A 26103-nucleotide genomic window follows, 5' to 3' on the forward strand; every position below is an offset into this window, starting at 1 on the left:
TTGCGGCAAGGAAAAAGAAATGCCATTATCTGAACGTGTATATAAATGTTCTTGCGGCTTTGTATTAGATCGCGATCACAATTCAGCAATCAATATCAAAAATGAGGGATTACGCTTATTAGCGTTATCATAAGTAACAAAACTCTTGGAACAAGAGGGTTAGCTCGGTCAGTTTTCGTTGGCTAGTAAAAGCAACGATAAGTCGAGAAGCCCCCACTTCAATCAAACCGTAAGGTTGATAAGTGGTGGGTAGTTCACTGTAGAGATACCCTTCTTTCATCAAATCAATGGTATCATCAATCGTTTTTTCATTAGGAATTTGCCCAGCCATTGCTCTGCTCCTTTTTTCATGTGCCCGTTTTCCCCGGCTGCTTCCGGAAAAAACAGGGCACATCCTTTTTTTATCTTCTTACACTTTTTCATCTTCATTCAAACATTGCACGCAACATAATCGAAGTTTACCCGCAAGCCGGCGAAATTATGCCATGTTTCGGTTCACATCCAAACAGGGTATAAGGAAATAGAAATGCAAAAGGAGAGGGAAGAAAATGGCAAAGGAAATCAATGTGGGCATCGGATTTGCAACAGGAAGAAAAAGTTTTAAAAACGTTTTAAAAACGTATATGTATAACTTGAAGGAATCCGAACTGACGGAGAGCGACAGGATCAAGCTGCATTTGTTTGTTGCCTATGATTTGCACTACGAAAATGCAGAGCCTGAAGACTTTGTACATATTGAAACGGAATGCATGGAAGATATTGACCGGGCTTATTTCATCGGGGAGAAGGAGACGCGTAAAGCAACCGAAGAACTCGTATCCCAAATGGGCATGAGCAGAAAAGAAGCAGTCCTTTTGTTCGACGAAGGATACGCGTCCAAACGCAATATCATCGTTTATGAGGCGTTGAAAAGAGGCATCGATTATCTCATTTTTCTTGATGATGACGAGTATCCGGTTGCCGTGACAAAAAGCAGGCAAACGGCTGTCTGGGGGGGCCAGCAAGTGCTCCGGAAGCATTTGGAACATATCCGGAATGCCGATATTACGAACGGATACCATTGCGGCTACATTTCCCCGATTCCGTTCATTTCTTTCAATGACGTCCTGCAAGAAAAAGATTTCCGCACGCTCATTGAGGCCTTGAGCAACGATATTGTCAATTGGGATACGATCAAAACCGTGATGAAAAACGGCGGGGTGACATATGCCGATACAGGTGTGCTTGTAAAGGATGAAGCGGAAGAAGTGCCGGAGATCAACCGTGCAAAATTTATTTCAGGATCGAATTTGACGCTGAATTTAACAGATCCGGACCGTGTGCTGCCGTTTTACAATCCGCCGAATGCACGGGGCGAGGATACTTTCTTAGGCACATGCCTGGCAGACCGGACCGTGCTGCGCGTGCCGGCCTATACTTTCCATGACGGATTCGGCGCTTACCAGCATTTGCTGCTCGGGGTGCTGCCGACCAATTTAAGCTATATTAAAGCGGATACGAAACAGGTCGTGGAGCGTTTTTACAAAGCATGTGTCGGCTGGATCCGGTACAAGCCGCTTTATGTGTATATCACCGACAGGGAAAACTATGAAGAAAAAATGGCGGAAGTGCGTGCCCGGCTGAAAGAGACGCTTCCGAAAGTTTGCCGCTACTTCGGACGGGATGACTTTATGAATGTACTGGAGGAATTCGAGCAGTACCACCGCAACGTCAGACAGCATTACCGTGATTTTCAGGATACAAAAGCAGCGTGGAAAAAAATAACCGCACAACTGGTTTCAAGAGAAAAAAGGAAAACAGCCATTTAAGCCGCTTTGAATTAAGCGGCTTTTTTGCCGGTTGGAAAGGGAAAACTTGGCCGAATGGGGAACGCCATAGGAAACCCTTATTGCGCATAGCCGCCCATGCCGCAACAAATGCGAATCAGCCAGTGCTAATTTGTCCACGGGCACTTTTGTTTGAAGGTGGATGAAAATACATGGTAAGGGTTGGTTGTACACATCCACTTTTTTCAGGTCCAAAGACCCGGGTAAATGGTCCCTTATTCATGAGATTGTCACTCTGTTGCCTGCTGCAAAAATTTATCCCAATTGATGCCTAGGCAAGATGCAAGAATTTCAGTTTATTTTTATAGCATCATGTTTAATTATTGGTGTATGGGGTATAAGAATGGTATTCTTTTAGAGGCGGGGCCATTTTTCCCTGTCCTGGCTGCGCTTCGGACAGGCCGCAAAAAACGCGGGCGGCCGCCGCTTCAACAGCCATCCTTTTATCATAATAGATGAGGTGTGGAGAAATGAGATCGATTGTAAATGAACAAGAAGAAATTATTGCATACCTTAAAAAAAATAGAAACAGCTTCGAACAGAAGTTATTAAATGAAGCTGTAAATGTTAAGGATAAAATTGATGAAATTTTAAGAATAGGGAACATTGATTTGTTGAACAACGCTTTTAAAATTGTGACGTATGTCGTCGAGCAGCAGGATGAGGAATTGGTCGCCTTTGCCCGCCAGGAAGGGATTGCCTGGGCAACTCATTCTTTGACGCTCGGACTGAAACTGGAGTGGGTGCAGGCGATCCGCCGGACATTATGGGTATTCCTTAGAAAGTACGGGGAAGAAAAAGGGATTGAAGTAGACCAGGACTACTTTTTTGACATGGAGAAAAAAATCAATGACCGTATTGACCAATTTTTAAATCACTTTTTTATCCGGTATTCTACCTATAAAGATGAGCTGATCGACCAGCAAAAAAGATTGGTGGAAAACCTCTCCGTCCCGATCATTCCCATTACATCGAGCGTCTGTATTTTGCCGTTAATCGGTTCTATTGACATGTTCCGCACCAATATTTTGGAAGAAAAAGTTTTGCTTGAGGTGGGGCGGCTGCATATCCAAACGTTGATCATGGATTTCTCCGGCATTGCAGAAGTAGAGATGGATGTAGTCGACCATATTTTTAAGATGATAGACGGCACTTCGATGATGGGATGCAAAGTGGTCATTACCGGTTTGCGCCCGGAAATTGTAAGGCAGATGGTCACAAGTGGCCTTTCCTTTGAAAATAAAGCAGAGACAAAAGGGACATTACAGCAGGCATTGAAAAAATATATTCAGTATGATGATTTAAACAGGGAAATCAAGCTGTATTAACAGTGATATTGTAGAAACCATCAAAAAGGCCCCGCACTTTTTCAGGCGGCGGGGCCTTTTTTTACGGCTGAAAACTTAAAGCGTCTAGGATCCGGTTACGGGCTTTGCGCCGGGCGCCCGCAATTTCCCGTAAATTCCGCCCGGGGGAAAATGCATCGCCTAATGGTCCGTTCCGTGGGAAAGGCAAGACCAGGCTACCCCGCGAAGCTTTTCCGGGCTGCTACAAGCTTTGTTCCCTTGCTTGGACGGCACGCGTTTCTTTTGTGCGGTGTTCCAGCCGGCTGAATAAAAGCCCGATGGCAGTTCCGCACAGGGCTGGCACTACCCATTCAAGGCCGGCGGAGGCAAGCGGCAGTTTTTGGGCGAATGCCCCGATAAAGCCAAGCGGAACGCCGAATCCTTTCAGACCTTCGATTAAAGCAAACACGCCTGTAAACAACAATGCAAAGCCGTATACTTTCTTTGAGCCGCGGAACGCCGTGTGGAAAAATGTCAGGACAACGAGCATGATCGTAACCGGATAAGCCATTTCCAAAAACGGGACAGAAAATTTTAAAATGGTATTGAGCCCGAGATTGGACAGCGTAAAGCCGGTAAGGGTAACGGCAATGACAACACCATGGTAGCTGAACTTCGGCACCAGATTGGAAAAATATTGTCCGCACGCTGTCGTTAAGCCGACGACGGTTGTAAAACAGGCCAGCATAAAGATAAAACCAAGCAGTATTTTTCCAGCCTGCCCGAATAGCAGGGAAGACACTGCCGTCAGGACATCGGTGCCATTTTGGAACGTGCCGCTTGAAGCCATTTTTGCGCCGATCAATCCGAGTGCGACATAGACGAGTGCCAAAATCGCGCCGGCAATCAACCCGGCTTTTAATGTATAGGCCGTCATTTGTTTCCGGTTAGCGATGCCGCGATGTTTGACCGCTGTTAAAATGACGATGCCAAACGCCAGGGAGGCGAGCGCATCCATCGTGGAGTATCCGTCAATAAAACCTTTATAGAAAGAACCGGTCTGGTATCCGGCTAGCGGCGCCGTAAACGGGCGGCCAGAGAGTTTGAAGAAACCGGCTGCGCAAAGGACGGCCATTGCCAGCAATAATACCGGTGTAATCCAGCGCCCGAGCGTATTTGACATTTTATCAGGATTTAGACTGGTCAAATAGACGAGCAGGAAAAAGACGATGCTGAACAACAATAAAGAGACCGGCGAACTGTGGGCGGACCCGGAAAGAAACGGTTTAACCCCCATTTCATAAGCAACGTTTGCATTTCTCGGGATCGCCAAAAACGGCCCGATACATAAATAGACAATCACGGTAAATACCGTACTGAAGACCGGATGGACACGGTTCCCGATCGCCTGGATGCCGCCGTCTACAAACGAAACTGCGGCGATAACGAGCACCGGCAGCCCGACTCCCGTTACGATAAACCCTGCCATTGCTGGCCAGTAAGACGATCCTGACTGAATGCCGAGAAAAGGAGGGAAAATTAAATTCCCGGCTCCGAAAAACATGGAAAACAACATAAAGCCGATAAACAATACTTCGTTTCTTTTCATCCTATGTCCGCTTCCTTTCGATGCAATAATGTAGAGAAAAACAAAAAACCCGCCCCTGAAACAGGGACGAGTTTGCTCGCGTTACCACCCTTATTCCGCACAAAAACGTGCGGCACCTCATTCAACGTACCAACATACGTGTTCCTTTCTTAACGGGGGAATCACCGTCAAAGCCTACTAAAAACTTCAGCTTTGCATCTCGGGGATGATCTTCGGAATGGCCTTGAACATTGGCTTTCAGCAATATGCCAACTCTCTGGGGAACAAGATCCAAACTTACTCTTCCCGTCCTCGACTTTTGTTTTTCATATTATTTGAAAATAAGATTATCACTGAACATTTCATCTGTCAACATCTCTTTCGGAAAATTTTCAACCCCGTGCCCGCGATCAAAATGGACAGAAGCCGCAAAATGATGCCGTTTTTGGATAAGTCAAAACCCGGCCAATACAAGCGTGATCTAAAAATAAGAACGGCCGAGCAGCAAGTACAACCAGCAAAAAAAAGGAGTCCATCCTGAGCAACTCAAAAAATGAAAAAAAGAAAAGTCAATAAAATCAATAATGAAAGCGTTTCCAAATAGATTTTCAAATCAAAATTGTCAAAAAAGTTGACAGAAAAGGGTTGACCTCGGCAATCAAAAGTCGTATGATTGACAACAATTAAAGAATATAAAAAATTTTTTCGGGCGGATATTTAAAGAACCGGATTTTCACCGGGCATAAGAAATACCCCGCAGGCAATAGAATGGGAGTGATGGAATGCGAAGTGACATGATCAAAAAAGGGATCGACCGTGCCCCGCACCGAAGCCTTTTATATGCAGCAGGGCTGAAAACGGAAGACTTCGACAAGCCTTTCATCGGGGTGTGCAATTCCTATATTGATATTATCCCGGGGCACAGACACCTCAATAAGTTTGCGGAAGTAGTAAAAGAGGCGATCAGGGAAGCGGGCGGTGTCCCGTTTGAATTTAATACGATCGGGGTGGATGACGGCATTGCGATGGGGCATATCGGCATGCGGTATTCGCTTCCGAGCCGCGAATTGATTGCCGACAGTGCCGAAACGGTCATCAACGCCCACTGGTTTGACGGGGTCTTTTACATTCCAAACTGTGACAAGATCACCCCTGGCATGCTGATGGCAGCCGTGAGGACAAATGTGCCGGCGGTCTTTGTTTCCGGGGGGCCGATGGAAGCCGGTATGGCGCCGGATGGAAAACAGTTGTCCCTTACATCGGTATTTGAAGGCGTCGGTGCCCATAAATCCGGAAAAATCAGTTATGAAGAGCTGAAAATGCTGGAAACGAGCGCTTGCCCGACATGCGGATCGTGTTCAGGCATGTTTACGGCAAACTCGATGAATTCATTAATGGAAATGCTTGGCCTGACGCCGCCCGGCAACGCCACCATCGTTGCCACGTCGGAGGAACGGCACCGCATTATCCGGGAAGCCGTTGGTCATTTAATGAACTGTATCAAAAATGATATCCGGCCGCGCGATATTGTCACAGAAGAAGCGATTGATGATGCTTTCGCGCTTGATATGGCGATGGGCGGTTCAACCAATACCGTGCTGCATACGCTGGCAATTGCCCGGGAAGCGGGAATTGACTACGATTTGGAACGGATTAACAAGGTGGCGGAAAGAGTCCCGTATCTTGCAAAAATTATGCCGGCGTCGGATTACTCGATGCACGACGTCCACCTTGCAGGCGGAATCAGCGCAATTGTCCATGAACTTTGCAAGATTAAGGGGGCGATTCACCCCGGCCGGCTGACGATCACCGGCAAAAGCATCTATGAAAATGTGAAAAATGCGGAAATCCGCAATCCTGAAGTGATCAGGCCGAAAGAAAATCCTTACAGCCCGGTCGGCGGTTTGTCCATCCTGTATGGCAACATTGCCCCGGACGGTGCCGTGATCAAAGTGGGAGCGGTCGATCCGGATATTCACACCTTTACCGGGGAGGCCATTGTATTCGAGTCCCAGGAAGAGGCTCAAAAAGGGATTGACAGCGGCCTTGTCCGTGAAGGGCATGTCGTCGTGATCCGTTATGAAGGGCCAAAAGGCGGGCCGGGCATGCCGGAAATGCTCGCGCCAACATCCTCCATTATGGGCCGGGGGCTTGGCAAAACCGTTGCCTTGATTACGGACGGCAGATTTTCCGGCGCAACCCGCGGCATCTGCGTCGGCCATATTTCACCGGAAGCGGCGGAAGGCGGGCCGATCGCACTTGTTGAAAACGGCGACCGCATTACGATTGATTTAATCAACAGAAGGATTGAGCTCCATGTTCCGAATGAAGAATTGCAAAGAAGAAAACAAAATTGGGTGCAGCCGGAGCCGAAAATCACAAGCGGCTACCTGGCAAGATATTCCGCACTCGTGACTTCTGCGAATACAGGCGGGGTTTTAAAAATCGGATTACCGCAAAAAACGTTGACGGGGACAAAGTGATCGGATCAGGTATTTTTTAGAGAGCCGGGGATGCTGGGAGCCCGGTAAATACCCCGGTCACGACATCGCCTCTGAGTGCAAGTCTGAACGGTTCTGCCTACTAGGACTTGCCGGGTCGGCCGCATGAAGCGGAGGACCCGTTACCAAAAGCAGCATTTTGTAAACGATGCTGCATGAGGCGGCGTTTGTGAGAACGCTGTGAAGTTGGGTGGTACCATGAAAAGATGCCTTTTCATCCCTGCAAAACCGGCAAAAACGATTATTCCTTTTGCCGTTTTCAAGGAGAGAAAGGCGTTTTTTATTGGGATAAATCAAGGAGCCTGCGCAAATCAGAATAGGAGGTTAAATCGTGTGTGCGAAAGCAAGAATGGATGGCAATGTGAAAACAGCAGAATGTACGGGTGCTGAGGCGCTTGTCCAGTTATTGGTGCGGGAAGGAGTCGAAGTAATGTTCGGCTATCCGGGGGGTGCGGTTTTACCGATTTACGATGCCCTATACAACCAGCCGGTCAGGCATATCCTGGCCCGGCATGAGCAGGGGGCCATTCACGCGGCAGAAGGTTACGCGCGCGTTAGCGGAAAACCAGGTGTCGTCATTGCGACTTCGGGCCCGGGGGCAACCAACCTGATCACCGGGATTGCCGATGCGATGATGGACTCGCTCCCGCTCGTCGTCTTTACCGGCCAGGTCGGCACTTCCGTCATCGGCTCGGACGCGTTCCAGGAAGCCGATGTTATCGGCATGACGGCCCCGATTACCAAGCACAATTACCAGGTAAGGGATTTGCGGGATTTGCCGCGGGTCGTCAAAGAAGCTTTTCATATTGCAAAATCCGGCCGGCCCGGACCGGTGGTGGTCGATATCCCGAAAGATATCCAGCAGGGCACGGTGGAAATGGGAGAAAACCGGGAAGTATATCTCCCCGGTTACCAGCCGAATACAAGCCCGAATCCGCTCCAGATTAAAAAGCTTGTGGAAGCTGTCTCTTATTCCGCAAAACCGGTCATATTGGCAGGAGCCGGCATCCTCCATGCAAAGGCGTCTGATTTTTTGCTCAAGTTTGCGGAAAAGTGCCGCATCCCGGTCGTAAACACGCTGCTCGGCCTTGGCAGTTTTCCGTTCCGCCACCCGCTTTTTCTCGGCATGGGCGGCATGCATGGAACGTATGCGGCAAACATGGCCATTTGCGAATGCGATCTGCTCATTAATATCGGGGCCCGGTTCGATGACCGCCTGACAGGCAACTTAGCCCACTTTGCCCCGAATGCAATGGTTGTCCATATTGATATCGACCCGGCTGAAATCGGCAAAAATGTCAAAACCGATATCCCGATCGTGGCAGATGCAAAGGAAGCCTTGCAGAAGATTTGTTCGGAAGATTTGCAAAACGCCGGCACGGATGAGTGGGTCCGCCATGTAAAAGCATACGCCGAAAATTTCCCGCTTTGGTACGAAGATGACGGCGAGGAATTGTCTCCGCAGCATGTCATTCAAAGAATCCATCATTACACAAACGGGGATGCGATCATTTCGACGGATGTCGGCCAGCACCAGATGTGGGCGGCACAGTATTACGGGTTTGAAAAGCCGCACAAGTGGATTACATCCGGCGGGCTCGGCACGATGGGATTCGGATTTCCGGCCGCAATCGGCGCGCAAATCGCATGTCCGGACCAACTGGTGGTTTCGATCAGCGGCGACGGCGGCTTCCAGATGACATTACAGGAACTTGCCGTTGTAAAAGAATTAAATTTGCCGCTCAAGATATTCATTGTGAATAACCAGTATCTCGGCATGGTACGGCAGTGGCAGGAATCTTTCTACGAAGAGCGCTATTCCTATTCGACGATCCCGGTCCAGCCCGATTTTGTCAAACTTGCGGAAAGCTACGGCATCAGAGGCTGCCGCGCGACGAACAACGAAGAACTCGAACAGGTGCTGAAATCTGTTTTCGAGGATGGAGGGCCTGCCGTTGTCGACTGCCGCGTGAAAAGGCTTGAAGCGGTGTTCCCGATGGTCGCGCCGGGCAAGGGGCTGCATGAAATGATGGGGGTGAAGCCATGAAGCGGATTGTTGTAGCCACTGTTTTAAACCAGAGCGGGGTGCTGAACAAAATTACCGGCGTCCTCGCAAAGCGGCAGTTCAATATTGACAGCATTACGGTCGGCCGCACCGAAACGGAGGGCATCTCGCGCATGACCATTGTCGTCAATGTCGAAGACGACAGGCAGGCGGAGCAGCTGACAAAACAGCTGAACAAGCTGATCGATGTGATCAAAGTCCAGGACATCACAGGCCAGGCCATCGTCTCACGGGAACTTGCTTTGATTAAAGTATTGAGCACACCGCAGACGAGAAGCGAAATCGGCGGGCTTGTCGAACCGTTCCGTGCCTCCATCATAGATGTCAGCAGGGAATCTGTCACCATCCAGGTAACCGGCGACAGCGACAAGGTGGAGGCGCTCGTTGACCTGCTTAAACCGTACGGCATTAAAGAAATGGTCCGTACCGGGATGACCGCATTTCTGCGCGGCTCGCAAAAACAAGTAACCGATTTAAGCTCGTATTCCCTATTAAAATAAAAATCTTGAACTTAAGGAGAGAATGAAAAATGGCAAAAGTTTATCTTGAAAAAGACATCAAAGAAGAAGCATTGAGAGGGAAAAAAATCGCCGTTGTCGGCTATGGCTCCCAGGGCCATGCCCATGCACAAAACCTTCGTGATAACGGTTTTGACGTAGTTGTCGGCGTCAGGCCGGGCCGGTCGTTTAACTGCGCGGAACAGGACGGATTTTCCGTTAAGCCTGTGAAGGAAGCCGCAAAAGAAGCGGATGTCATCATGATGCTTCTGCCGGATGAGCAGCAAACAAAAGTATACAAAGAAGAAGTGGAAGCAGGGCTCGAACCCGGCAATGCAATCGCATTTGCCCACGGATTCAACATCCATTTTACCCAGATTGTCCCGCCGGAAAATGTTGACGTCTTTATGGTTGCGCCAAAAGGCCCGGGGCATCTCGTCAGAAGGACATTTGAAGAAGGGGCCGGGGTGCCTGCGCTTGTTGCCGTCCACCAGGATGTGACGGGGGAAGCAAAAGACCTGGCGTTTGCTTATGCAAAAGGAATCGGGGCTGCCCGGGCCGGCGTTTTGGAAACAACCTTTAAGGAAGAAACCGAAACGGATTTGTTCGGTGAGCAGGCTGTCCTGTGCGGCGGGTTGACCTCCTTAATCAAAGCCGGTTTTGAAACGTTAACGGAAGCAGGGTACCAGCCGGAACTCGCTTATTTTGAAGTGTGTCATGAGATGAAGTTGATCGTCGATTTGATCTATGAAGGAGGTCTGAAAAATATGCGCTATTCCATCTCCGATACGGCGCAATGGGGCGATTTCGTCTCCGGCCCGCGCGTTGTGAACGAAGATACGAAAAAGCGCATGAAAGAGGTTTTAAAAGATATCCAAAACGGCACATTTGCCAAAGGATGGCTGCTTGAAAACCAGACAAACCGCCCAATGTTCAATGCCATCAATACACGCGAGCAAAATCATCCGCTCGAAAAAGTCGGAGAAGAACTGCGTGATTTAATGCCTTTTGTCAAAAATCCGATTAAACAAAAGGAAGTGGCTGTGAATGCAAAAGGTTAATGTTTTTGACACGACGTTAAGGGACGGGGAACAATCGGCAGGCGTCAACCTCAACACCGTGGAAAAAGTCGAAATTGCCAAACAGCTGGAAAAATTTGGCGTAGATATCATGGAGGCGGGGTTTCCTGCATCTTCAAAAGGGGATTTTGAAGCGGTTGAGAAAATCGCAAAAACGGTCCGAAACAGTTCCGTTACCGGTCTGGCGAGGGCATACAAACAGGACATTGATGCAGCCTGGGATGCACTGAAACATTCCGCCGAGCCAAGGATCCATATTTTTCTGGCCACATCGCCGATTCATATGCAATACAAATTGCGAAAAACGCCGGATGAAGTGGCAGCCATCGCTGTTGAAGCCGTGAAATATGCGAAGCAAAAATTCCCGCTGGTGCAATGGTCGGCAGAAGATGCGACGAGGTCGGATAAAGACTTTCTCGTCCGGATCATTACAGAAGTGATCCATGCCGGCGCAAATGTCATCAACCTGCCGGACACTGTCGGCTATACGACGCCGAAAGAATACGGTGCACTGTATGACTATATTCAGGAACACGTCCCGAATATTGATAAAGTCATTTTATCCGCCCATTGCCATGATGATCTCGGGATGGCGACGGCCAATACGCTTTCAGCCATTGAACATGGAGTCCAGCAAGTGGAAGGGACGATCAACGGCATCGGCGAACGGGCAGGCAATGTTGCCCTCGAAGAAGTGGCGGTCGCCCTTCACATCAGGCAGGATTATTACAAGAAGAAAACCCGCTTGAAATTGGATGAAATCAAACGCACAAGCCAATTGGTCAGCAAACTGACCGGGATGGTTGTACCAGGCAATAAAGCGGTTGTCGGCGCCAATGCTTTTGCCCATGAAGCCGGCATTCATCAGGACGGCGTGTTAAAAGAGGCTTCGACATATGAAATCATTACGCCGGAACTGGTTGGATTCTCAAGCAACCGGCTTGTGCTCGGAAAACATTCCGGCCGCCACGCTTTTAAAGAAAGAGCAGCAGCGCTCGGCTTTGATCTTGGCCAGGAAAAACTGAACGAAGCGTTTAAAGCTTTCAAAGCATTGACGGATAAGAAAAAAGAAGTGACCGATGACGATTTGTTCGCCATTTTAGCCGAAAAGCAAACCGATGCGGCAGATGCTGCCCATTATGAACTGGAAAGTGTGCAGGTGCAGTACGGCACATTGAATATTCCGACCGCCACAGTAAGAATCAAAACACCGGAAGGAACGCTTGTTGAAGAAGCCAGCACCGGATCGGGGAGCGTTGAGGCGATTTACCATACGATCAGCAAGCTGTTTGACGGCCCGATTGAGCTGAAAGACTATAAACTGCAGTCAGTCGGTTCCGGCCAGGATGCGCTTGCGGATGCATATGTCAAAGTGAAATTCGGGGAGTTTGAATGCGGCGGGCGCGGTTCTGCCCAAGACGTACTGGAAGCTTCCGCAAAATCATTTTTAAATGCAATCAACAGGGCGCACGCAATGGAACAGCAATCGAGAAAACAAGTACAGGTGTGATTTTCGGGGAGGAACGACAATGAAAATGAAACTGGCCGTACTGCCCGGTGATGGGATCGGGCCGGAAGTGATGGATGCAGCGATCCGCGTTTTAAAAACCGTATTGGACAATGACGGGCATGAAGCCGTTTTTGAAAATGCGCTGATCGGGGGCGCCGCCATTGATGACGCGGGGACGCCCCTCCCGGAAGAAACGCTTGACATTTGCCGCAGGAGCGATGCCATTTTGCTTGGCGCAGTAGGGGGGCCGAAATGGGATCATAACCCGGCTTCCCTCCGCCCGGAAAAAGGCCTGCTCGGAATCCGGAAAGAAATGGGGCTGTTTGCGAACCTGCGCCCGGTTAAAGCATATGCCCCGCTTTTAAATGCATCGCCTTTAAAACGGGAACGGGTGGAAAACGTCGATCTTGTTATCGTCCGCGAACTGACGGGTGGCCTCTATTTTGGGCGCCCGAGTGAAAGGCGCGGGCCGGACGGGAATGAAGTGGTAGACACGCTTGCTTATACAAGGGAAGAGATTGAGAGAATTATTGAAAAAGCATTCCAGCTTGCGCAAATCAGAAGAAAAAAACTGGCGTCCGTCGATAAGGCGAATGTGCTGGAATCAAGCAGAATGTGGCGCGAAATTGCGGAGGAAACCGCGAAAAAGTATCCGGATGTGGAAGTAAGCCATATGCTTGTCGACTCCACCTCGATGCAGCTGATTGCAAATCCGGGCCAATTTGATGTCATTGTAACTGAGAATATGTTCGGTGATATTTTAAGCGATGAAGCGTCCGTGATTACCGGCAGTCTCGGCATGCTTCCATCCGCAAGCCTCCGTTCCGACCGGTTCGGCATGTATGAACCGGTCCACGGCTCAGCGCCGGATATCGCCGGGCAGGGAAAAGCCAATCCGCTCGGGACAGTGCTGTCGGCGGCTTTGATGCTCCGTTATTCGTTCGGACTTGAGAAAGAAGCGGCGGCGATTGAAAAAGCGGTGGATGATGTGCTGCAAGACGGTTATTGTACAGGTGATTTGCAGGTGAAAAACGGAAAAGTGGTCAGCACAAATGAGCTCACAGACAAACTGATTGAAAAATTAAATAACAGTGAAGCCCGTCCACGCATTTTGCAATGAGCGTATTTTTCAACAGAAAATAAGTGGCTGTTTACGGCGGTCCACGCGTTTTCCGGGATGGAAAAACAGTGCAGTTTTTAACCACAGGAAGAGGCAAAACGGAGATTGATCTAAAAAAACGAAAAGCGGCAGATGGGAGTGATACGATGGCACCGAAAACGATTATCGAAAAAATATGGGAAAACCATTTGGTCCACCGCGAAGAAGGGAAACCGGACCTGCTCTATATTGACCTGCACCTTGTCCATGAGGTTACGTCCCCGCAGGCGTTTGAGGGGTTACGGATGAATGGCCGTAAAGTGCGGAGGCCGGATTTAACATTCGCCACCGTTGACCATAATGTTGCGACAACAAAGGGCAGGGTTTCAAAAGACCCAGTCTCGAAAAAACAAATGTCCACTTTGGAGAAAAATTGCCAGGAATTCGGCATCCCGCTTGCTGGCATCAACCATCCAGACCAGGGGATTGTTCATGTGATCGGACCGGAACTGGGACTCACCCAGCCCGGGAAAACGATCGTATGCGGCGACAGCCACACATCCACGCACGGTGCATTCGGCGCCATTGCTTTCGGAATCGGCACGAGTGAAGTGGAACACGTGCTGGCAACCCAAACATTATGGCAAAAGCGCCCGAAAACGATGCAAATCAAAATCAACGGCAAACTTGGGCCAGGCGTGACGGCTAAAGATTTAATCCTTGCCATCATTGCAAAATTCGGGATTGGCGTCGGCACCGGCCATATTGTCGAATACACCGGTGAAGCGATCCGCAATTTGTCCATGGAAGAGCGGATGACCGTTTGCAATATGTCGATTGAAGCAGGGGCCAGGGCGGGGTTGATCAGCCCAGATGAAACGACCATTTCCTTTTTGCGCGGAAGGAAATATGCGCCGAAGGAAGATTTTGAAGAAAAAGCAGCATACTGGCTCTCGCTGGCATCAGACGAAGGCGCCGTCTATGACAAAACGCTTGAAATGGACGCAGCAGAAATTGAGCCGCAGGTTACATGGGGTACAAATCCATCCATGTGCCTCCCCATCAGTGAAACATTGCCGGACCCGGCTGAAATCAACGATCCGGGCGAACGGCAGGCGGTTGAAAAAGCGTTGCAATACATGGGCCTTGAACCGGGGATGAAAATCACAGACATCCCTGTCCAGCACGTGTTTATCGGCTCGTGCACGAACTCGCGGATTGCCGATTTGCGGGCTGCAGCGGAAATTGTAAAAGGCCGGCATGTAAGAGAAGGGGTTCGGGCCCTCATTGTTCCGGGGTCGCAAAGCGTGAAAGCACAGGCAGAAGAAGAAGGCCTGGACAAAATATTTACGCAAGCCGGGTTTGAATGGCGCGAGTCGGGCTGCAGCATGTGCCTTGCCATGAATGATGATATTGTCCCTGCCGGAGAACGATGCGCCTCCACATCGAACCGCAACTTCGAAGGCAGGCAAGGAACAGGCGCCAGAACGCATCTTGTCAGCCCGGCAATGGCTGCAGCCGCCGCCATTTACGGCAAATTTGTCGATGTCCGGAAGCTCGGCCAGCCTGAGCCAGTCCGCTAAATGGCGGCATGCCGTGCTGCTTCTTTTGCAGCAGGTAGCAGAAGAAAATTCATTCATCTATACGAAGAGAGGGGGCAAAAGCAAATGGAGCCATTTCAAACTTTTTCAGGGCTCGTATTCCCATTGGACCGGAAAAATGTCGATACCGACCAGATCATTCCGAAACAGTTTTTGAAAAGGATTGAGCGCCAAGGGTTCGGAGAATGCTTGTTTTACAACTGGCGCTTCGATGAAAACGGAAATAAAAGGGAAGATTTTCCTTTAAATGACCCGAAATACGATGGTGCGCAGATTTTAGTGGCAGGCGACAACTTCGGATGCGGCTCTTCACGGGAGCACGCGCCTTGGGCATTACAGGATTACGGCTTTAAAGTGGTCATCGCACCAAGTTTTGCTGATATTTTCCATAATAACTGTCTGAAAAACGGGATTTTAACCGTAGAGCTGCCGGAAGAAGAAGTGCGTGATTTGATTGACAAGGCACAGAGAGAACGGCTCTTTTTAACGGTTGATCTTGAAAAACAAGTGGTATTAACGAGAGAAAAGGCCATCCACTTTGACATTGATCCGTATCCGAAGAATATGCTGTTAAAGGGACTGGATGAAATCGGGCTGACATTATTGCTTGAAGATGAAATTTCAAAATTTGAAGCGTCTGAAAACGCAGGAGTGTGACAAGAACAATGGGGATTTCTTACAAACGAAAGACATTGTAGCAGCATTTGAAAATTTATTGCCGGTCGTGCACCGGACGCCGTTGAACGAATCGGCGACATTCAATGAAATGGCAGGGACAAGGCTTTACTTTAAAATGGAAAACCTGCAGCGCACAGGGTCTTTTAAAATCAGGGGCGCACTGAATAAGATTACGAACTTAACAGGGGATGCGAGAAAAAACGGCGTGATTGCGGCATCTGCGGGCAATCATGCGCAAGGTGTTGCGTTTTCGGCAACGAAACAGGGGTTGAAGGCAAAAATATATATGCCGGAAAAAACGCCGCTTGCCAAAGTATTGGCAACAAAGGCGTATGGTGCGGAAGTCGTGCTGACCGGCGAATCTTTTCAGGAAGCGTATGAAGCAGCTGTATTGGACCAGCAAATCACAGGGGCAACGTTTATTCACCCGTTTGACGATTATGAAGTGATGGCCGGCCAGGGAACGATCGCTCTCGAAATGATCCAGCAATGCGCGGATCTTGATACGGTTGTGATTCCGGTCGGGGGCGGCGGCTTAATTGCCGGCATGGCCTGTCTCCTGAAAAATTATGATCCGAAAATCCGCGTCATCGGCGTGCAGTCCGAGGGGGCGCCTGCCGCCTATAATCGCTTTAAAGGGATGGGCAACAGCCGGCTCGAACATGTTTCGGGCATTGCGGACGGTATTCTTGTAAAAGAGACCGGCCAGCTGACATTTCCATTAATCAGCAAGTATGTGGATGATGTCGTGACAGTAAGCGATGAAGACATTGCCACTGCCATCATTTATATGCTTGAACGCGAAAAAATGTTTGTCGAAGGGGCAGGAGCGGCGGCATTCGCGGCTGTATTAAGCGGCAAAGCTGGCGTTTCAGGAAAGCACGTCGGCATTGTTGTAAGCGGCGGAAATGCGGATCTGGATAAAATTTCTCACTTCAAACGGCTGGCTACGGCTGGCAAAAAAAAACATAGGGTTGTTTCGCTTTAGAACCGGGCACCAGACCGGGGCATGCCGGGCGTTGTCACTAGGCTGTGCCCCGGGGCGCCTTTTCTTTGTGCAGGCCGAAAAGGGAGAAAACGATACAAAAAAACAGCATCCTTTGTTACACTGATGTAGGAAAGAGGTGAAGAGATGATTCAAACGGTATTATTTGATGTGGACGGCGTATTGCTGAGCGAGGAACGTTATTTTGACGCATCCGGCTTAACCGTCTGGGAATTGATACATAGCGGCCATTATTTAGGGCTCGCACCGGAACAATTTAAAACAGCCTTAACAGATGAGGAAATCAGGCGCATTCGGGCTGATGTTTTTCAACATGATGAAGTGCTGCGGTTTTTAAAATCGCGCGGGATGAACGCGAACTGGGATATGATTTATTTAACGTTCACCTGCCAGCTTTTACACTTGCTTTCACAAATAAAGGAAAAGGAAGCGGGCCGGATCCGCGGCTGGTTGTCACGTGAAATCGATGATGAAACGCTTCATGAAATCCGCGAGGTGCTTGCACATTATCCGGTTGAAACCGACTATAGCATCTTTTTAAACTGGTTTGCAAAGAGGCCTGAAACGAAACAGGATTTATTGAAAGTGCTGGATCAGCTTGCTTATGAAATCTTCGGGCTTACAGATACGCAGCTTGGCAAAAAAGGCGCGCTCTGGTCGGTGTGCGAGCATGCTTCCCAGGAATGGTATGTCGGCGACCAAAATATTGTGGCATCTACCGGGAAGCCGAGCGTGCAAACGGGAAAAAAAGGGTTTCTCGATGAGGAGATTCCGCTTGCCGAACCGGAAAAAATCGGTGCCTTGTTTTCCTTTTTGGCAGAGAAAGGGCTGAAACTTGGTGTCGGCACGGGAAGGCCGCAGCTTGAAACGTACGGGCCGTTCCGGGCGCTTGGCTGGCTGCCGCTGTTTCATGAGGAGCATATCGTAACGGCGGACGACGTTTTAAAGGCGGAAGAGGAGCTTGGCGGCCATACGCCGCTTGCAAAGCCGAACCCTTTTACCTATCTGCTTGCTTTAAAAGGGAAAAACACGCCCGCCCGCGGCTGTACGGAATGCAGCCTCCCGCTTGAAAACGGGCAGGAAATCCTGATTGTCGGGGACTCGCTTGCAGACCTGCTTGCTGCGCAAAAAATAGGCGCCCAATTTGCCGGCATTTTAACCGGCTTGTCCGGAAAAGAAGCAAAAGCCGAATTTGAAGAACACGGGGCAGATTATATTTTTGAAAATGTGGCAGACCTCAAAAACATATTTTTGTAGAGCTGGGGCATGCGAAGGCATGCCTCTTTTTGGCAAGATATTCCGCTGCGTGAAAAATGGCATTTCTGAAAAGAAAATTTGTAGGGAAATCTCACATGATCACTTTATTAATATAGTATAATTTTGCCAGCTTCTCTATAAAAAGGAAGATAAAAAGTTTGAAAAAAAGTATTTTTAAATAAAATTAAGTGTTGACTTTATTTTAAAATGAATGTAATATTTGAACATCTATAAAAAAAGGAGCGGAAATCAAGATGGACAAGCCGGCATTTGGCGGAAATCATTGAGGACGGAAAGTAAAAGGGAACGGCGATCATAACGGCTTTTCAATTCAGAATATTTCAAGGAGTGGGAAAGGTGAAGCGAGCAACTAAAGATTATGTCATTGACAGGGCGTATAAAGCATCTGCCGGGGTAGCAAACGCTGTGCTCGTGACTTTGGGGCTGGGACTTTTGCTTGAAACGTTCGGGAAATTCCTCGGCTGGGACGGCTTTTTGACCATCGGGGCAGCGACAAAATCGCTGTTGGCACCGGCCATCGGCGCAGGCGTTGCATACCAGCTTGGCGGCAATACATTGGTCATTTTCAGTTCGATGGCTTGTGCGGCAGTCGGCGGAAACGCGATCGGCACAACCCAGGACGGCTTGATTACGATTGTTACCGGACAACCTGTAAGTGCTGTGCTGGCTGCAGTTGTCGCAACGTGGGTCGGAAAACGCGTAACTGGCAAAACAAAGCTCGATATGATGGCAATTCCGTTTGCCGCGATTCTTGTTGGCGGTGTTGCCGGCGTTGGCCTTGCTGCTGTCACCACGCCGTTTTTGCAATGGCTGAGCGGTGAAATTACGGCGTCTGTACAGGGTTCGCCGCTTTTCGGCTCAATGGTTGTATCGCTCGTCTGGAGCATCCTGCTCATGTCACCTGCTTCTTCGGCCGCGCTTGCCATTGCGCTGCAGCTTGATCCGGTATCCAGCGCAGCTGCACTGATCGGCTGTACGGTCCAGTTTGTCGGTTTTACGGCAATGTCGCTGAAACAAAATGACTGGGGCGGCAATATTGCACAGTCATTGATTACACCAAAAGTCCAGTTCCCAAATTTGGTGAAAAATCCGCGTCTTGTCATTCCGCCGTTTGTTTCGTCGCTCATTTGTGCGCCGGTTGCAACGATGATGTTCCATTTAAAAGTGCCGTATGAACTCGGCGGGCTTGGCCTGAATTCTTTAATTGCACCGCTTAATATTCTCGCAAACCAGGGAACCCGCGTGTTGCTTGCTTATATTGCGGCAGGTGTGATTTTACCCATTTTTACAACGCTCGGCATCTATCATTTCCTCAAGTTGTTCGGCTGGGCAAAAACCGGCGACCTCAGGATGGAAGTCCAATAAAAACCGGGTCGTACAAGCCTCATTTTGACTTGTATCCGAAAAAAAGCATTCACAGCGTTTTGCCGTGAATGCTTTTTATTTATACTTCTATAAAAGGTTCTTCCTGAAAGGTATAGCCGGTTGCGAGTTCCAAAGTCTGAACGGCTTTAATGCCGATTACCTCTTTTAATTGGTCCAGCACTTGCTGGCTTGCGGTTTTATCGAGCGTGAGTACCATGATCGCTTCCCCGCCGATTTCTTTCCGACCCACCTGCATCGTCCCGATATTGGTATCGTTGCTGCCGAGAATCGATCCGACCTGACCGATCATGCCCGGGATGTCCAGATGCCGGATATAAAGAAGGTGCTGTTCCGGGCGGAGATCGACACGGTAATCGTTCAGCTTCACGATGCGGCCGCCAAACCCGTTAATGATCGAAGCGCCGATATTCACTTGTTTGCCTTTTTTATACAGTGCCAGTTCCAAATAATTGGAGAAGCCCTTAAACGCCGCATTGCGCTGCAGATTGTATGTCAACCCCTGTTCCTTTAAGAGATGGAGGGCATTGACAAGATTAACGGTGCTGCCGAGATGGCGCGCCAGAATCCCTTTGATAATCGTTCTCGTCAGCAGTTTTGTATCTTCATCCAAAAGCTCGCCGGCGTACGTAATTTCAATTTTTTCCGGCGCTTCATCCAAAAGCTGGATGCCGAGCTGTGCCACCTGTTCGCCAAGAAGGAGGAATGGTTCCATCCGTTCGCGGTTTTCCCCGGAAGTTTGCGGCATATTGATGGCATTGCGGATCTCCTCAGATTCAAAAATATGGATGATTTCGTCGCTGACATCTGCCGCCACCCGGACCTGTGCTTCGCGGGTCGAAGCGCCGAGATGTGGGGTTACAATAACATTCGGCAGTTCCAAAAGCCCCGGCGTGATTTCCGGCTCGTTTTCAAAAACGTCCAGGGCAGCCCCTGCAACGCGGCCTTCCTGAAGCGCCTGAAGCAGCGCCTGTTCGTCAACAAGCCCGCCGCGTGCGCAATTGATGATGCGGACACCTTTTTTCGTTTTTGACAAAAAAGCTTCATTGATCAAATGCCTCGTTTCTTTCATCAGCGGCGTATGGAGCGTGATGAAATCGGCTTGGGCGGCAATTTCGTCAAGCGTTGCTTTTTTGATGCCGAGCTTGGCCGCGCGTTCTTCGGTTAAATACGGGTCATACCCGAGCACGGCCATGCCAAATGCTTTTGCCCGTTTCGCCACTTCTGTCCCGATTTTTCCCGTCCCGATGATGCCGAGCGTTTTCTTGAAAAGCTCGACGCCTTTGAACTTTTCACGCTCCCATTTTCCTGCGGCTGCGGACTTGTGTGCCTGCGGGATATTGCGGGAAAGGGAAAGCATCATGGCGAGTGTATGCTCCGTTGCGGAAATCGTGTTTCCTCCCGGTGAATTGACGACAATAATCCCTTTTCTCGTCGCAGCATCGACATCAATATTGTCAACGCCGACCCCGGCCCTTGCTATGACACGCAAATTGCCGGATGCCTCAATGATGTCTTTTGTCACTTTTGTTTGGTTCCGCACAATCAGCCCGTCATATTGGCCGATTGTGGCTTTTAAATCTTCCGGCGCAATGCCCGGCTGGTGTTCAACGATAAAATCTTTGTGCGCATACAGTTTTTTCAAGCCTTCTTCGCTTACTTTATCCGTTACTAAAATGTTAAACATGCGCTTTCCATGCCTCCTCCGCTTTTTTCACCGCGATGCCGAAAGTATCCCTTCCATTCAGTTCGTGTACCGCCATTTCCAGCGCGGTTAAAACGTTGATCACGTCAAAAGGCGTGCTGTACCCCATATGGCCAATCCGGAAAATTTTTCCCTTCAGCTGCTTTTGTCCACTTGCAACGACCATTGAAAAATGATCCTGCAAATATTTTTTGATTGCCCCGGCTTGATCGCCATCCGGTTTCACCGCTGTGACGGTCGGCGAAGCATCCGCGTCGTTTTCGACAAGGAGTGGAAGGCCCAAAGCTTTCACGCCGGCGCGGGTCATATCGCGCAAAATTTCATGGCGCTTGATGACATTGTCCCAGCCTTCTTCCTCAATCATCCGGCACACTTCTTCTGCACCAAACACAAGCGAAACCGGCGGAGTGAACGGGGTTGTCACGGCTTCATCGTATGAATCGATATAACGGTTCAAGTCGAGATAAAACCGTTTCTCAGGGCCGTTTTTGATTGCCTCTTTGGCCCGCTTATTGACGGCGACAAAGGCAAGCCCCGGCGGCAGCATGAGCGCTTTTTGCGAACCGGAGACAAGGATATCAATCTGGTAATCTTCCATATCTACAGGCACACCGCCAATGCAGCTGACGCCGTCAACGATATACAAGGCATCGGTCAGCCGCTTTACAACGGCTCCAAGGTCTTTCACCGGGTTCAACACCGATGTGGATGTTTCGCAATAGGTGGCAAAAACCGCTTTGACCGGATCTTTTAACCCCTTAAGGAACGTTTCCAGCTGTTCCGGACGGCAGACGGTTCCCCATTCTATATTGAGGCGGTGGACATGGGAGCCGTATGATTCGCAAATGGAAGCAAAACGCTCCCCAAACACGCCGGTGACCACGACAACGACATGGTCGCCTTCATGGACAACGTTGCAGACGGCGCTTTCCAGTGCGGATGTCCCGCTGCCGGCAATAACGACCACCGGTTCTTTTGCACCAAAGACCGGCATCAGTTTTGTCGCCACTTGCTTCAGGCTATTTGAAAAGACTTCACTGCGGTGTGCGACCATAGGCTGGTTCATGGCTTGTTTTACGCGGTCCGGTACGGGGGTCGGGCCTGGTGTGAATAGCGATTCCTTACAAAAAAGCATGAGTACGTCAATCCTCCAATATAAAATTAAAATAAAACGTCCCTCCGCCACAAAAAATCCTTGTGGAGGAGGGACGTCGTATACCGTGGTGCCACCCTCATTTGCTGCGAAATGCAACCTCTGGGAAAATAACGGCATGTGCCGGGTGCGGCCTACATCACTTTCGGCCGGCCAGTTCAGAAGCGCTGGGCATTGTATTAGCAAAAGCATCGGTTCGCAGCAACCACCGACTCTCTGCGGCTTTTTGCAAATACGCCTTCTTCATCATTACTTTTCGGATATCATTTTGCTCTGTGCTAAATATTCTAACAGCTGATTTTAGTTCTGTAAAGGGAAAAATGAAATAATTTAAAAATCACCGTATTTTTTGATTCGCGCAAACAGGTTAATAACCTTTTTTGTAGTCGACAAGATGAATGTCCGGCTTGTCACCAGCGAGATACCGTTTTAAATTTGGAATGAAGATATCCCGGACAACCCGCTCGTCATAATGTTCGGTTGAGCCGGCCGTGTGCGGGGTAATGATCACATTTTCCAGCTCCCAAAGCGGGCTGTCTTCAGGGAGCGGTTCCTTTTCAAATACATCCAGCCCGGCACCGGCAATTTCGCCGGAGGAAAGCGCATCCGCCAGTTCTTTTTCATTTGCGATTTCCCCTCTGCCGATATTGATAAAAAATGCAGACGGCTTCATCCGGGCAAATGCTTCTTTCCCGAATAAATGATACGTTTCTTTCGTAAGCGGCAGGCAGACGGCAACATAATCACAAAGCGGCAGCATATCATGAAGCTGACCGTTCGTATACATTTCATCTACAAACTCGGCAGGCGCACCGGAACGCCGCACGCCCAGCACTTTCATCCCGAAGGCTTTGGCAATTTTTGCCGTTTCAAGCCCGATTTCCCCGACACCGATAATGCCAATCGTCTTTCCATGCATTTCCAGCTTTAACCCGGCATGGTCCCATTTCTTTTTCGTTTGATTTCTGACATATGTATGGATTTTCCTTGTCAATGCCAGCATCATTGCAAAAATGGTTTCCGAAATCGGATAGGCGTGCACGCCGCTTGCAGAAGTGAGAAAGAGCCCTTTTTTCTCAAATTGTTCGAGTGGGAAACTGTTCACCCCCGCACTCCAGCTTTGAACCCAGCGGAGAGCGGAATCTTCCGATAATGCATCTTTTTCCATTTTTTTCCGAAAGCTCGCAATCACTTCCGCTTTCTTCACTTCATTCTGCCAATGCGCCGGATCCTTTCCGGCCAGTATGCGCCACTCCGGGACCAGTTTCCTGATTTCATCAAGCAGGCCGGGGGCAAGATTTTCCGCAATAATCATAGTTCTTTCCGCCATCAAACTCCCTCCTTTATTTCATTAAATCATATATTCGATATACCGCAAAAATTTCCTGCTTATTCTGGTAATTTCTGTCATATTCTTTTCACATTTGCAAAAACCGCTATCCCTTCAGCCTGTAAGCCTTATCAATCATTTGCATATATTTTTCCGGGTATAAAGCCCTATGAAAAAGAGACTAAAAGGTACGATAAAAGAAATAGTGATAACCGCTATGAAAATGAACAAAAGGAGTTGCCCTGTCATGCGAAAGATGGTAGAGAAACATGTACGGTGGAACATGAAAGCGAAATTGATGGTTTCGATCCTCGCAATCCTGCTCGTTCCATCTGTACTGATCGGATATTTTTCAATCAAATCAGCAGGAAGTGAAGTCCAATCGCAAATGCTGAATGCCGCCACGGAAAATGTCAATCTGTTGCAGAATATCATCCATGATGCGATCCAGCCGCGCATGGACGATGTGGATTATTTTTCTAAAAAAATTTCGGCCGAAACGGAAAAAAAGCCGTCCGAAATCAAGACGATGTTCAGCCAATATGCAAATCTGCATAACAATGTCTTGAATGTTTACGTTGGGACAGCTTCCGGGAAAATGATGATCGAACCGAATGGCAACTTGCCTGCAGGTTATGATCCAAGGCAAAGGCCGTGGTATAAGGAAGCGATGGAACAGCCCGGAAAAGCGGTTGTGACGGCCCCGTACCAGGACGCGACCACGGGGGAAACGATTGTCACCATTGCCAAAACGACGCAAGACAGCTCCGGGGTGGTCGCAGTTGACCTGAAAATAAGTACGATTCAAAAAATGGCAAAAGAAATCAAAATCGGGAAAAGCGGGTATGCCGTGCTTATAGACCCGGCCCGCCATTATATCGTTATGCCGGGAAAAAAACCGGGCGCGTATGCAAAAGAAAAAGTGTATGATACCGTATTTAACCATGTTTCCGGACACACTTCCTATACGTATCAGGGGAAGGAAAAAGTGATGATTTATACAACTGATAGCCTAACGGGTTGGAAAATCGCAGGCACCGTGTACGCTGATGAGGTCGGTAAAGCTGTACAGCCGATCATCGACCGGATGATCCTTGTCATCGTCATTTTTCTCGTTCTCGGTACGGTATTAGCCTATTTTGTCATCCGTTCTGTGACACGGCCGATTAACCGCCTGAAAGAAGCAGCGTTAAAAATTTCCTCCGGGGACTTAACAGAGGAAATAGATATCCGGAAAAAAGATGAAGTCGGTGAACTGGCTGTAAGTTTTAAAAAAATGCAGGACAGCCTGCGCGATCTTCTCGACCAGGTTGATAAAAGCGCGGAGATGGTCGTTTCCTCTTCAGAAGAGCTGAAGGCAAACGCGGAAAATACAACACAAGCAAGCCATGAAATCAACTCCGCTGCTGCCCAGATTGCAAGCGGTGCAGAAACACAGACGAACGGCACGGAAAACAGCGCCCAGGCGATGAGTGAAATTGCAAAAGCAATGGAAAAAGTAACCGACAGCACGATGGCGATTTCCAGCTTGTCCAATGCCACGCTCGAACATGCGAAACAAGGCGGCGAGGCTGTCCGTGAGACGGTCGCGCAAATGAAGTCCATTGCCGGTTCTGTCGCGCAATCCAACGCAAAAATCCAGGCACTCTTTGAAAATTCGAAGCAAATCAGCCAGATTACAGAAGTGATAAAAGGCATTGCGGCTCAGACGAATTTGCTTGCTTTAAATGCAGCGATTGAAGCGGCAAGAGCGGGCGAGCACGGAAAAGGGTTTGCGGTCGTGGCAGACGAAATCCGGAAACTGGCCGACCAGTCGCAAAACTCAACAAAAGAAATTGAAAAGCTGATTACGCAAATCCAGCATGATACGGAAGATTCCGTCCGCGAGATGGAACAAGTGTCCAAAGATGTGGAAACCGGCGTGTCACGTTCCAAAGATTCGATCGGAAAATTTGACACGATCATGAACGGGATGAAAGAGATCACACCGCAAGTGGAAGAAATGGCGGCGATCTCGGAAGAAATTTCCGCCTCCGTCCAGGAAGTGACCTCGACTGCGAACGAACTTGCCCAAATTGCTGAAGAAAATGCGGCGGCAACCGAAGAAATGGCCGCTTCCATTGAAAGCCACCTTAAGTCGATGGATGACATCAGCGATTCGGCAAGAGCATTGTCCTATCTGTCGGAATACTTACAGGAGATTGTGAAGAAATATAAGTTTTAAAGAAGAAGCGCCCAAAGCAGAAATCCCGGCTTTGGGTGCTTTTTTGGTTGGCGCCTTTTATAGGTTTAGCCAAAAATGGGAATAGAGATCCAAAAATTTTTGGGAGTGAATTTTGCTCCTCCCCACGACACACCGTGACGGTTGGCACGCGAGAAACCGATGGAGCAGCGGCCACTTTGCAAAAGGGCTTTAGGACGCCGGCAAAAAGTTTTCGGTGACAATGGCTCCGGCGTCCATTAAAATAAAACTAGGAAGATGATGAACAAATTTTTTGAAAAAGGAAATTCCCTTATG

At 49.0% G+C, this 26103-nt stretch carries 20 protein-coding genes and 2 other annotated features; of the genes, 15 read left to right on the top strand and 5 right to left on the bottom strand.

The genetic code is table 11. From position 1 onward, the window contains the following. The coding region (locus P9687_RS05530; RefSeq protein WP_327077008.1) for a zinc ribbon domain-containing protein at positions 1–133 on the top strand (133 nt) is incomplete at its 5' end. Here P9687_RS05530 and P9687_RS05535 read toward each other — a convergent pair. Further along, on the bottom strand, positions 128–331 hold the full coding sequence (locus tag P9687_RS05535) for a hypothetical protein (protein WP_026684372.1): 204 nt from the start codon (positions 329–331) through the stop codon (positions 128–130). The genes P9687_RS05530 and P9687_RS05535 overlap by 6 nt on opposite strands. A gap of 217 nt (positions 332–548) precedes the next feature. On the opposite strand from P9687_RS05535, the gene P9687_RS05540 reads away from it, so the two are divergent. Continuing rightward, complete coding sequence (locus P9687_RS05540) at positions 549–1808, top strand: hypothetical protein (RefSeq protein ID WP_168985521.1); 1260 nt, start codon at positions 549–551, stop codon at positions 1806–1808. A 488-nt stretch (positions 1809–2296) separates the two neighbouring features. Continuing rightward, positions 2297–3154: an STAS domain-containing protein gene (locus P9687_RS05545; RefSeq protein WP_168985520.1), complete on the top strand. Its 858-nt coding sequence runs from the start codon at positions 2297–2299 to the stop codon at positions 3152–3154. A 220-nt stretch (positions 3155–3374) separates the two neighbouring features. Here the strand turns inward: P9687_RS05545 and brnQ are convergent, their stop codons facing one another. Beyond that, complete coding sequence (gene brnQ, locus P9687_RS05550) at positions 3375–4721, bottom strand: branched-chain amino acid transport system II carrier protein (RefSeq protein WP_017550963.1); 1347 nt, start codon at positions 4719–4721, stop codon at positions 3375–3377. Between the two features lie 59 nt (positions 4722–4780). Continuing rightward, positions 4781–5022 (bottom strand) — a binding site (T-box leader). Positions 5023–5482: 460 nt separating this feature from the next. Here brnQ and ilvD point away from each other — a divergent pair. From ilvD to P9687_RS05605, 11 genes are all read left to right on the top strand, one after another. After that, positions 5483–7183, top strand: a complete 1701-nt coding sequence (gene ilvD / locus P9687_RS05555; protein WP_017550961.1) for a dihydroxy-acid dehydratase — start codon at positions 5483–5485, stop codon at positions 7181–7183. Between the two features lie 349 nt (positions 7184–7532). Then, positions 7533–9248: an acetolactate synthase large subunit gene (ilvB, locus tag P9687_RS05560; protein ID WP_017550960.1), complete on the top strand. Its 1716-nt coding sequence runs from the start codon at positions 7533–7535 to the stop codon at positions 9246–9248. Beyond that, the gene (ilvN, locus tag P9687_RS05565; protein WP_013860312.1) at positions 9245–9766 is read left to right on the top strand and encodes an acetolactate synthase small subunit; all 522 of its coding nucleotides are present in this window, start codon (positions 9245–9247) and stop codon (positions 9764–9766) included. Before ilvB ends, ilvN begins: the two co-directional genes overlap by 4 nt. A gap of 29 nt (positions 9767–9795) precedes the next feature. Continuing rightward, positions 9796–10824 (top strand): ketol-acid reductoisomerase, encoded by a 1029-nt coding sequence (gene ilvC, locus P9687_RS05570; RefSeq protein ID WP_328228477.1) that lies wholly within the window; start codon positions 9796–9798, stop codon positions 10822–10824. Next, on the top strand, positions 10811–12352 hold the full coding sequence (locus tag P9687_RS05575) for a 2-isopropylmalate synthase (RefSeq protein ID WP_168985519.1): 1542 nt from the start codon (positions 10811–10813) through the stop codon (positions 12350–12352). The genes ilvC and P9687_RS05575 overlap by 14 nt, the downstream gene beginning before the upstream one ends. 19 nt (positions 12353–12371) lie before the next feature. After that, the gene (gene leuB / locus P9687_RS05580; protein ID WP_071452062.1) at positions 12372–13472 is read left to right on the top strand and encodes a 3-isopropylmalate dehydrogenase; all 1101 of its coding nucleotides are present in this window, start codon (positions 12372–12374) and stop codon (positions 13470–13472) included. A gap of 146 nt (positions 13473–13618) precedes the next feature. Further along, positions 13619–15034, top strand: a complete 1416-nt coding sequence (gene leuC, locus P9687_RS05585) for a 3-isopropylmalate dehydratase large subunit (protein WP_071452426.1) — start codon at positions 13619–13621, stop codon at positions 15032–15034. A gap of 84 nt (positions 15035–15118) precedes the next feature. Next, on the top strand, positions 15119–15709 hold the full coding sequence (gene leuD / locus P9687_RS05590) for a 3-isopropylmalate dehydratase small subunit (protein ID WP_168985518.1): 591 nt from the start codon (positions 15119–15121) through the stop codon (positions 15707–15709). Beyond that, on the top strand, positions 15666–16718 hold the full coding sequence (gene ilvA / locus P9687_RS05595) for a threonine ammonia-lyase (protein WP_168985522.1): 1053 nt from the start codon (positions 15666–15668) through the stop codon (positions 16716–16718). The genes leuD and ilvA overlap by 44 nt, the downstream gene beginning before the upstream one ends. Before the next feature lie 144 nt (positions 16719–16862). Next, positions 16863–17993: an HAD family hydrolase gene (locus P9687_RS05600; RefSeq protein ID WP_046721791.1), complete on the top strand. Its 1131-nt coding sequence runs from the start codon at positions 16863–16865 to the stop codon at positions 17991–17993. A gap of 357 nt (positions 17994–18350) precedes the next feature. Beyond that, positions 18351–19379 carry a PTS transporter subunit IIC gene (locus P9687_RS05605; RefSeq protein WP_168985517.1) on the top strand — a complete coding sequence of 343 codons (1029 nt, stop codon included), beginning with the start codon at positions 18351–18353 and terminating at the stop codon, positions 19377–19379. Between the two features lie 79 nt (positions 19380–19458). Here P9687_RS05605 and serA read toward each other — a convergent pair whose 3' ends face one another. The 3 genes from serA to P9687_RS05620 form a co-directional block, all read right to left on the bottom strand. After that, positions 19459–21084, bottom strand: coding sequence for a phosphoglycerate dehydrogenase (serA, locus tag P9687_RS05610; RefSeq protein WP_168985516.1), 1626 nt, complete (start codon positions 21082–21084; stop codon positions 19459–19461). Further along, complete coding sequence (locus tag P9687_RS05615) at positions 21077–22237, bottom strand: pyridoxal-phosphate-dependent aminotransferase family protein (protein WP_071452059.1); 1161 nt, start codon at positions 22235–22237, stop codon at positions 21077–21079. Before P9687_RS05615 ends, serA begins: the two co-directional genes overlap by 8 nt. A gap of 66 nt (positions 22238–22303) precedes the next feature. Further along, positions 22304–22514: a binding site (T-box leader), on the bottom strand. 108 nt (positions 22515–22622) lie between these two features. Further along, entirely contained in the window at positions 22623–23585 is a 963-nt protein-coding gene (locus P9687_RS05620; RefSeq protein WP_328228476.1) for a D-2-hydroxyacid dehydrogenase, read from the bottom strand. A gap of 247 nt (positions 23586–23832) precedes the next feature. Between P9687_RS05620 and P9687_RS05625 the strand changes: the two genes are divergently transcribed. Further along, positions 23833–25809: a methyl-accepting chemotaxis protein gene (locus P9687_RS05625; RefSeq protein WP_017550950.1), complete on the top strand. Its 1977-nt coding sequence runs from the start codon at positions 23833–23835 to the stop codon at positions 25807–25809. Positions 25810–26103: the final 294 nt, after the last annotated feature.

It is taken from the genome of Weizmannia sp. CD-2023 (assembly GCF_036225245.1).
In the GTDB taxonomy this organism is placed as follows: Bacteria; Bacillota; Bacilli; order Bacillales; family Bacillaceae_C; genus Weizmannia; species Weizmannia faecalis.

Bases quoted from the DNA above. Each gene is read 5' to 3' on its own strand.
- brnQ (WP_017550963.1), bottom strand. From the start codon at position 4,721: ATGAAAAGAAACGAAGTATTGTTTATCGGCTTTATGTTGTTTTCCATG.
- ilvA (WP_168985522.1), top strand. From the start codon at position 15,666: ATGAAATTTCAAAATTTGAAGCGTCTGAAAACGCAGGAGTGTGACAAG.
- ilvC (WP_328228477.1), top strand. From the start codon at position 9,796: ATGGCAAAAGTTTATCTTGAAAAAGACATCAAAGAAGAAGCATTGAGA.
- ilvN (WP_013860312.1), top strand. From the start codon at position 9,245: ATGAAGCGGATTGTTGTAGCCACTGTTTTAAACCAGAGCGGGGTGCTG.
- P9687_RS05545 (WP_168985520.1), top strand. From the start codon at position 2,297: ATGAGATCGATTGTAAATGAACAAGAAGAAATTATTGCATACCTTAAA.
- P9687_RS05625 (WP_017550950.1), top strand. From the start codon at position 23,833: ATGCGAAAGATGGTAGAGAAACATGTACGGTGGAACATGAAAGCGAAA.
- P9687_RS05620 (WP_328228476.1), bottom strand. From the start codon at position 23,585: ATGGCGGAAAGAACTATGATTATTGCGGAAAATCTTGCCCCCGGCCTG.
- P9687_RS05600 (WP_046721791.1), top strand. From the start codon at position 16,863: ATGATTCAAACGGTATTATTTGATGTGGACGGCGTATTGCTGAGCGAG.
- leuD (WP_168985518.1), top strand. From the start codon at position 15,119: ATGGAGCCATTTCAAACTTTTTCAGGGCTCGTATTCCCATTGGACCGG.
- leuB (WP_071452062.1), top strand. From the start codon at position 12,372: ATGAAAATGAAACTGGCCGTACTGCCCGGTGATGGGATCGGGCCGGAA.
- P9687_RS05575 (WP_168985519.1), top strand. From the start codon at position 10,811: ATGCAAAAGGTTAATGTTTTTGACACGACGTTAAGGGACGGGGAACAA.
- P9687_RS05535 (WP_026684372.1), bottom strand. From the start codon at position 331: ATGGCTGGGCAAATTCCTAATGAAAAAACGATTGATGATACCATTGAT.
- P9687_RS05540 (WP_168985521.1), top strand. From the start codon at position 549: ATGGCAAAGGAAATCAATGTGGGCATCGGATTTGCAACAGGAAGAAAA.
- ilvD (WP_017550961.1), top strand. From the start codon at position 5,483: ATGCGAAGTGACATGATCAAAAAAGGGATCGACCGTGCCCCGCACCGA.
- P9687_RS05615 (WP_071452059.1), bottom strand. From the start codon at position 22,237: ATGCTTTTTTGTAAGGAATCGCTATTCACACCAGGCCCGACCCCCGTA.
- leuC (WP_071452426.1), top strand. From the start codon at position 13,619: ATGGCACCGAAAACGATTATCGAAAAAATATGGGAAAACCATTTGGTC.
- serA (WP_168985516.1), bottom strand. From the start codon at position 21,084: ATGTTTAACATTTTAGTAACGGATAAAGTAAGCGAAGAAGGCTTGAAA.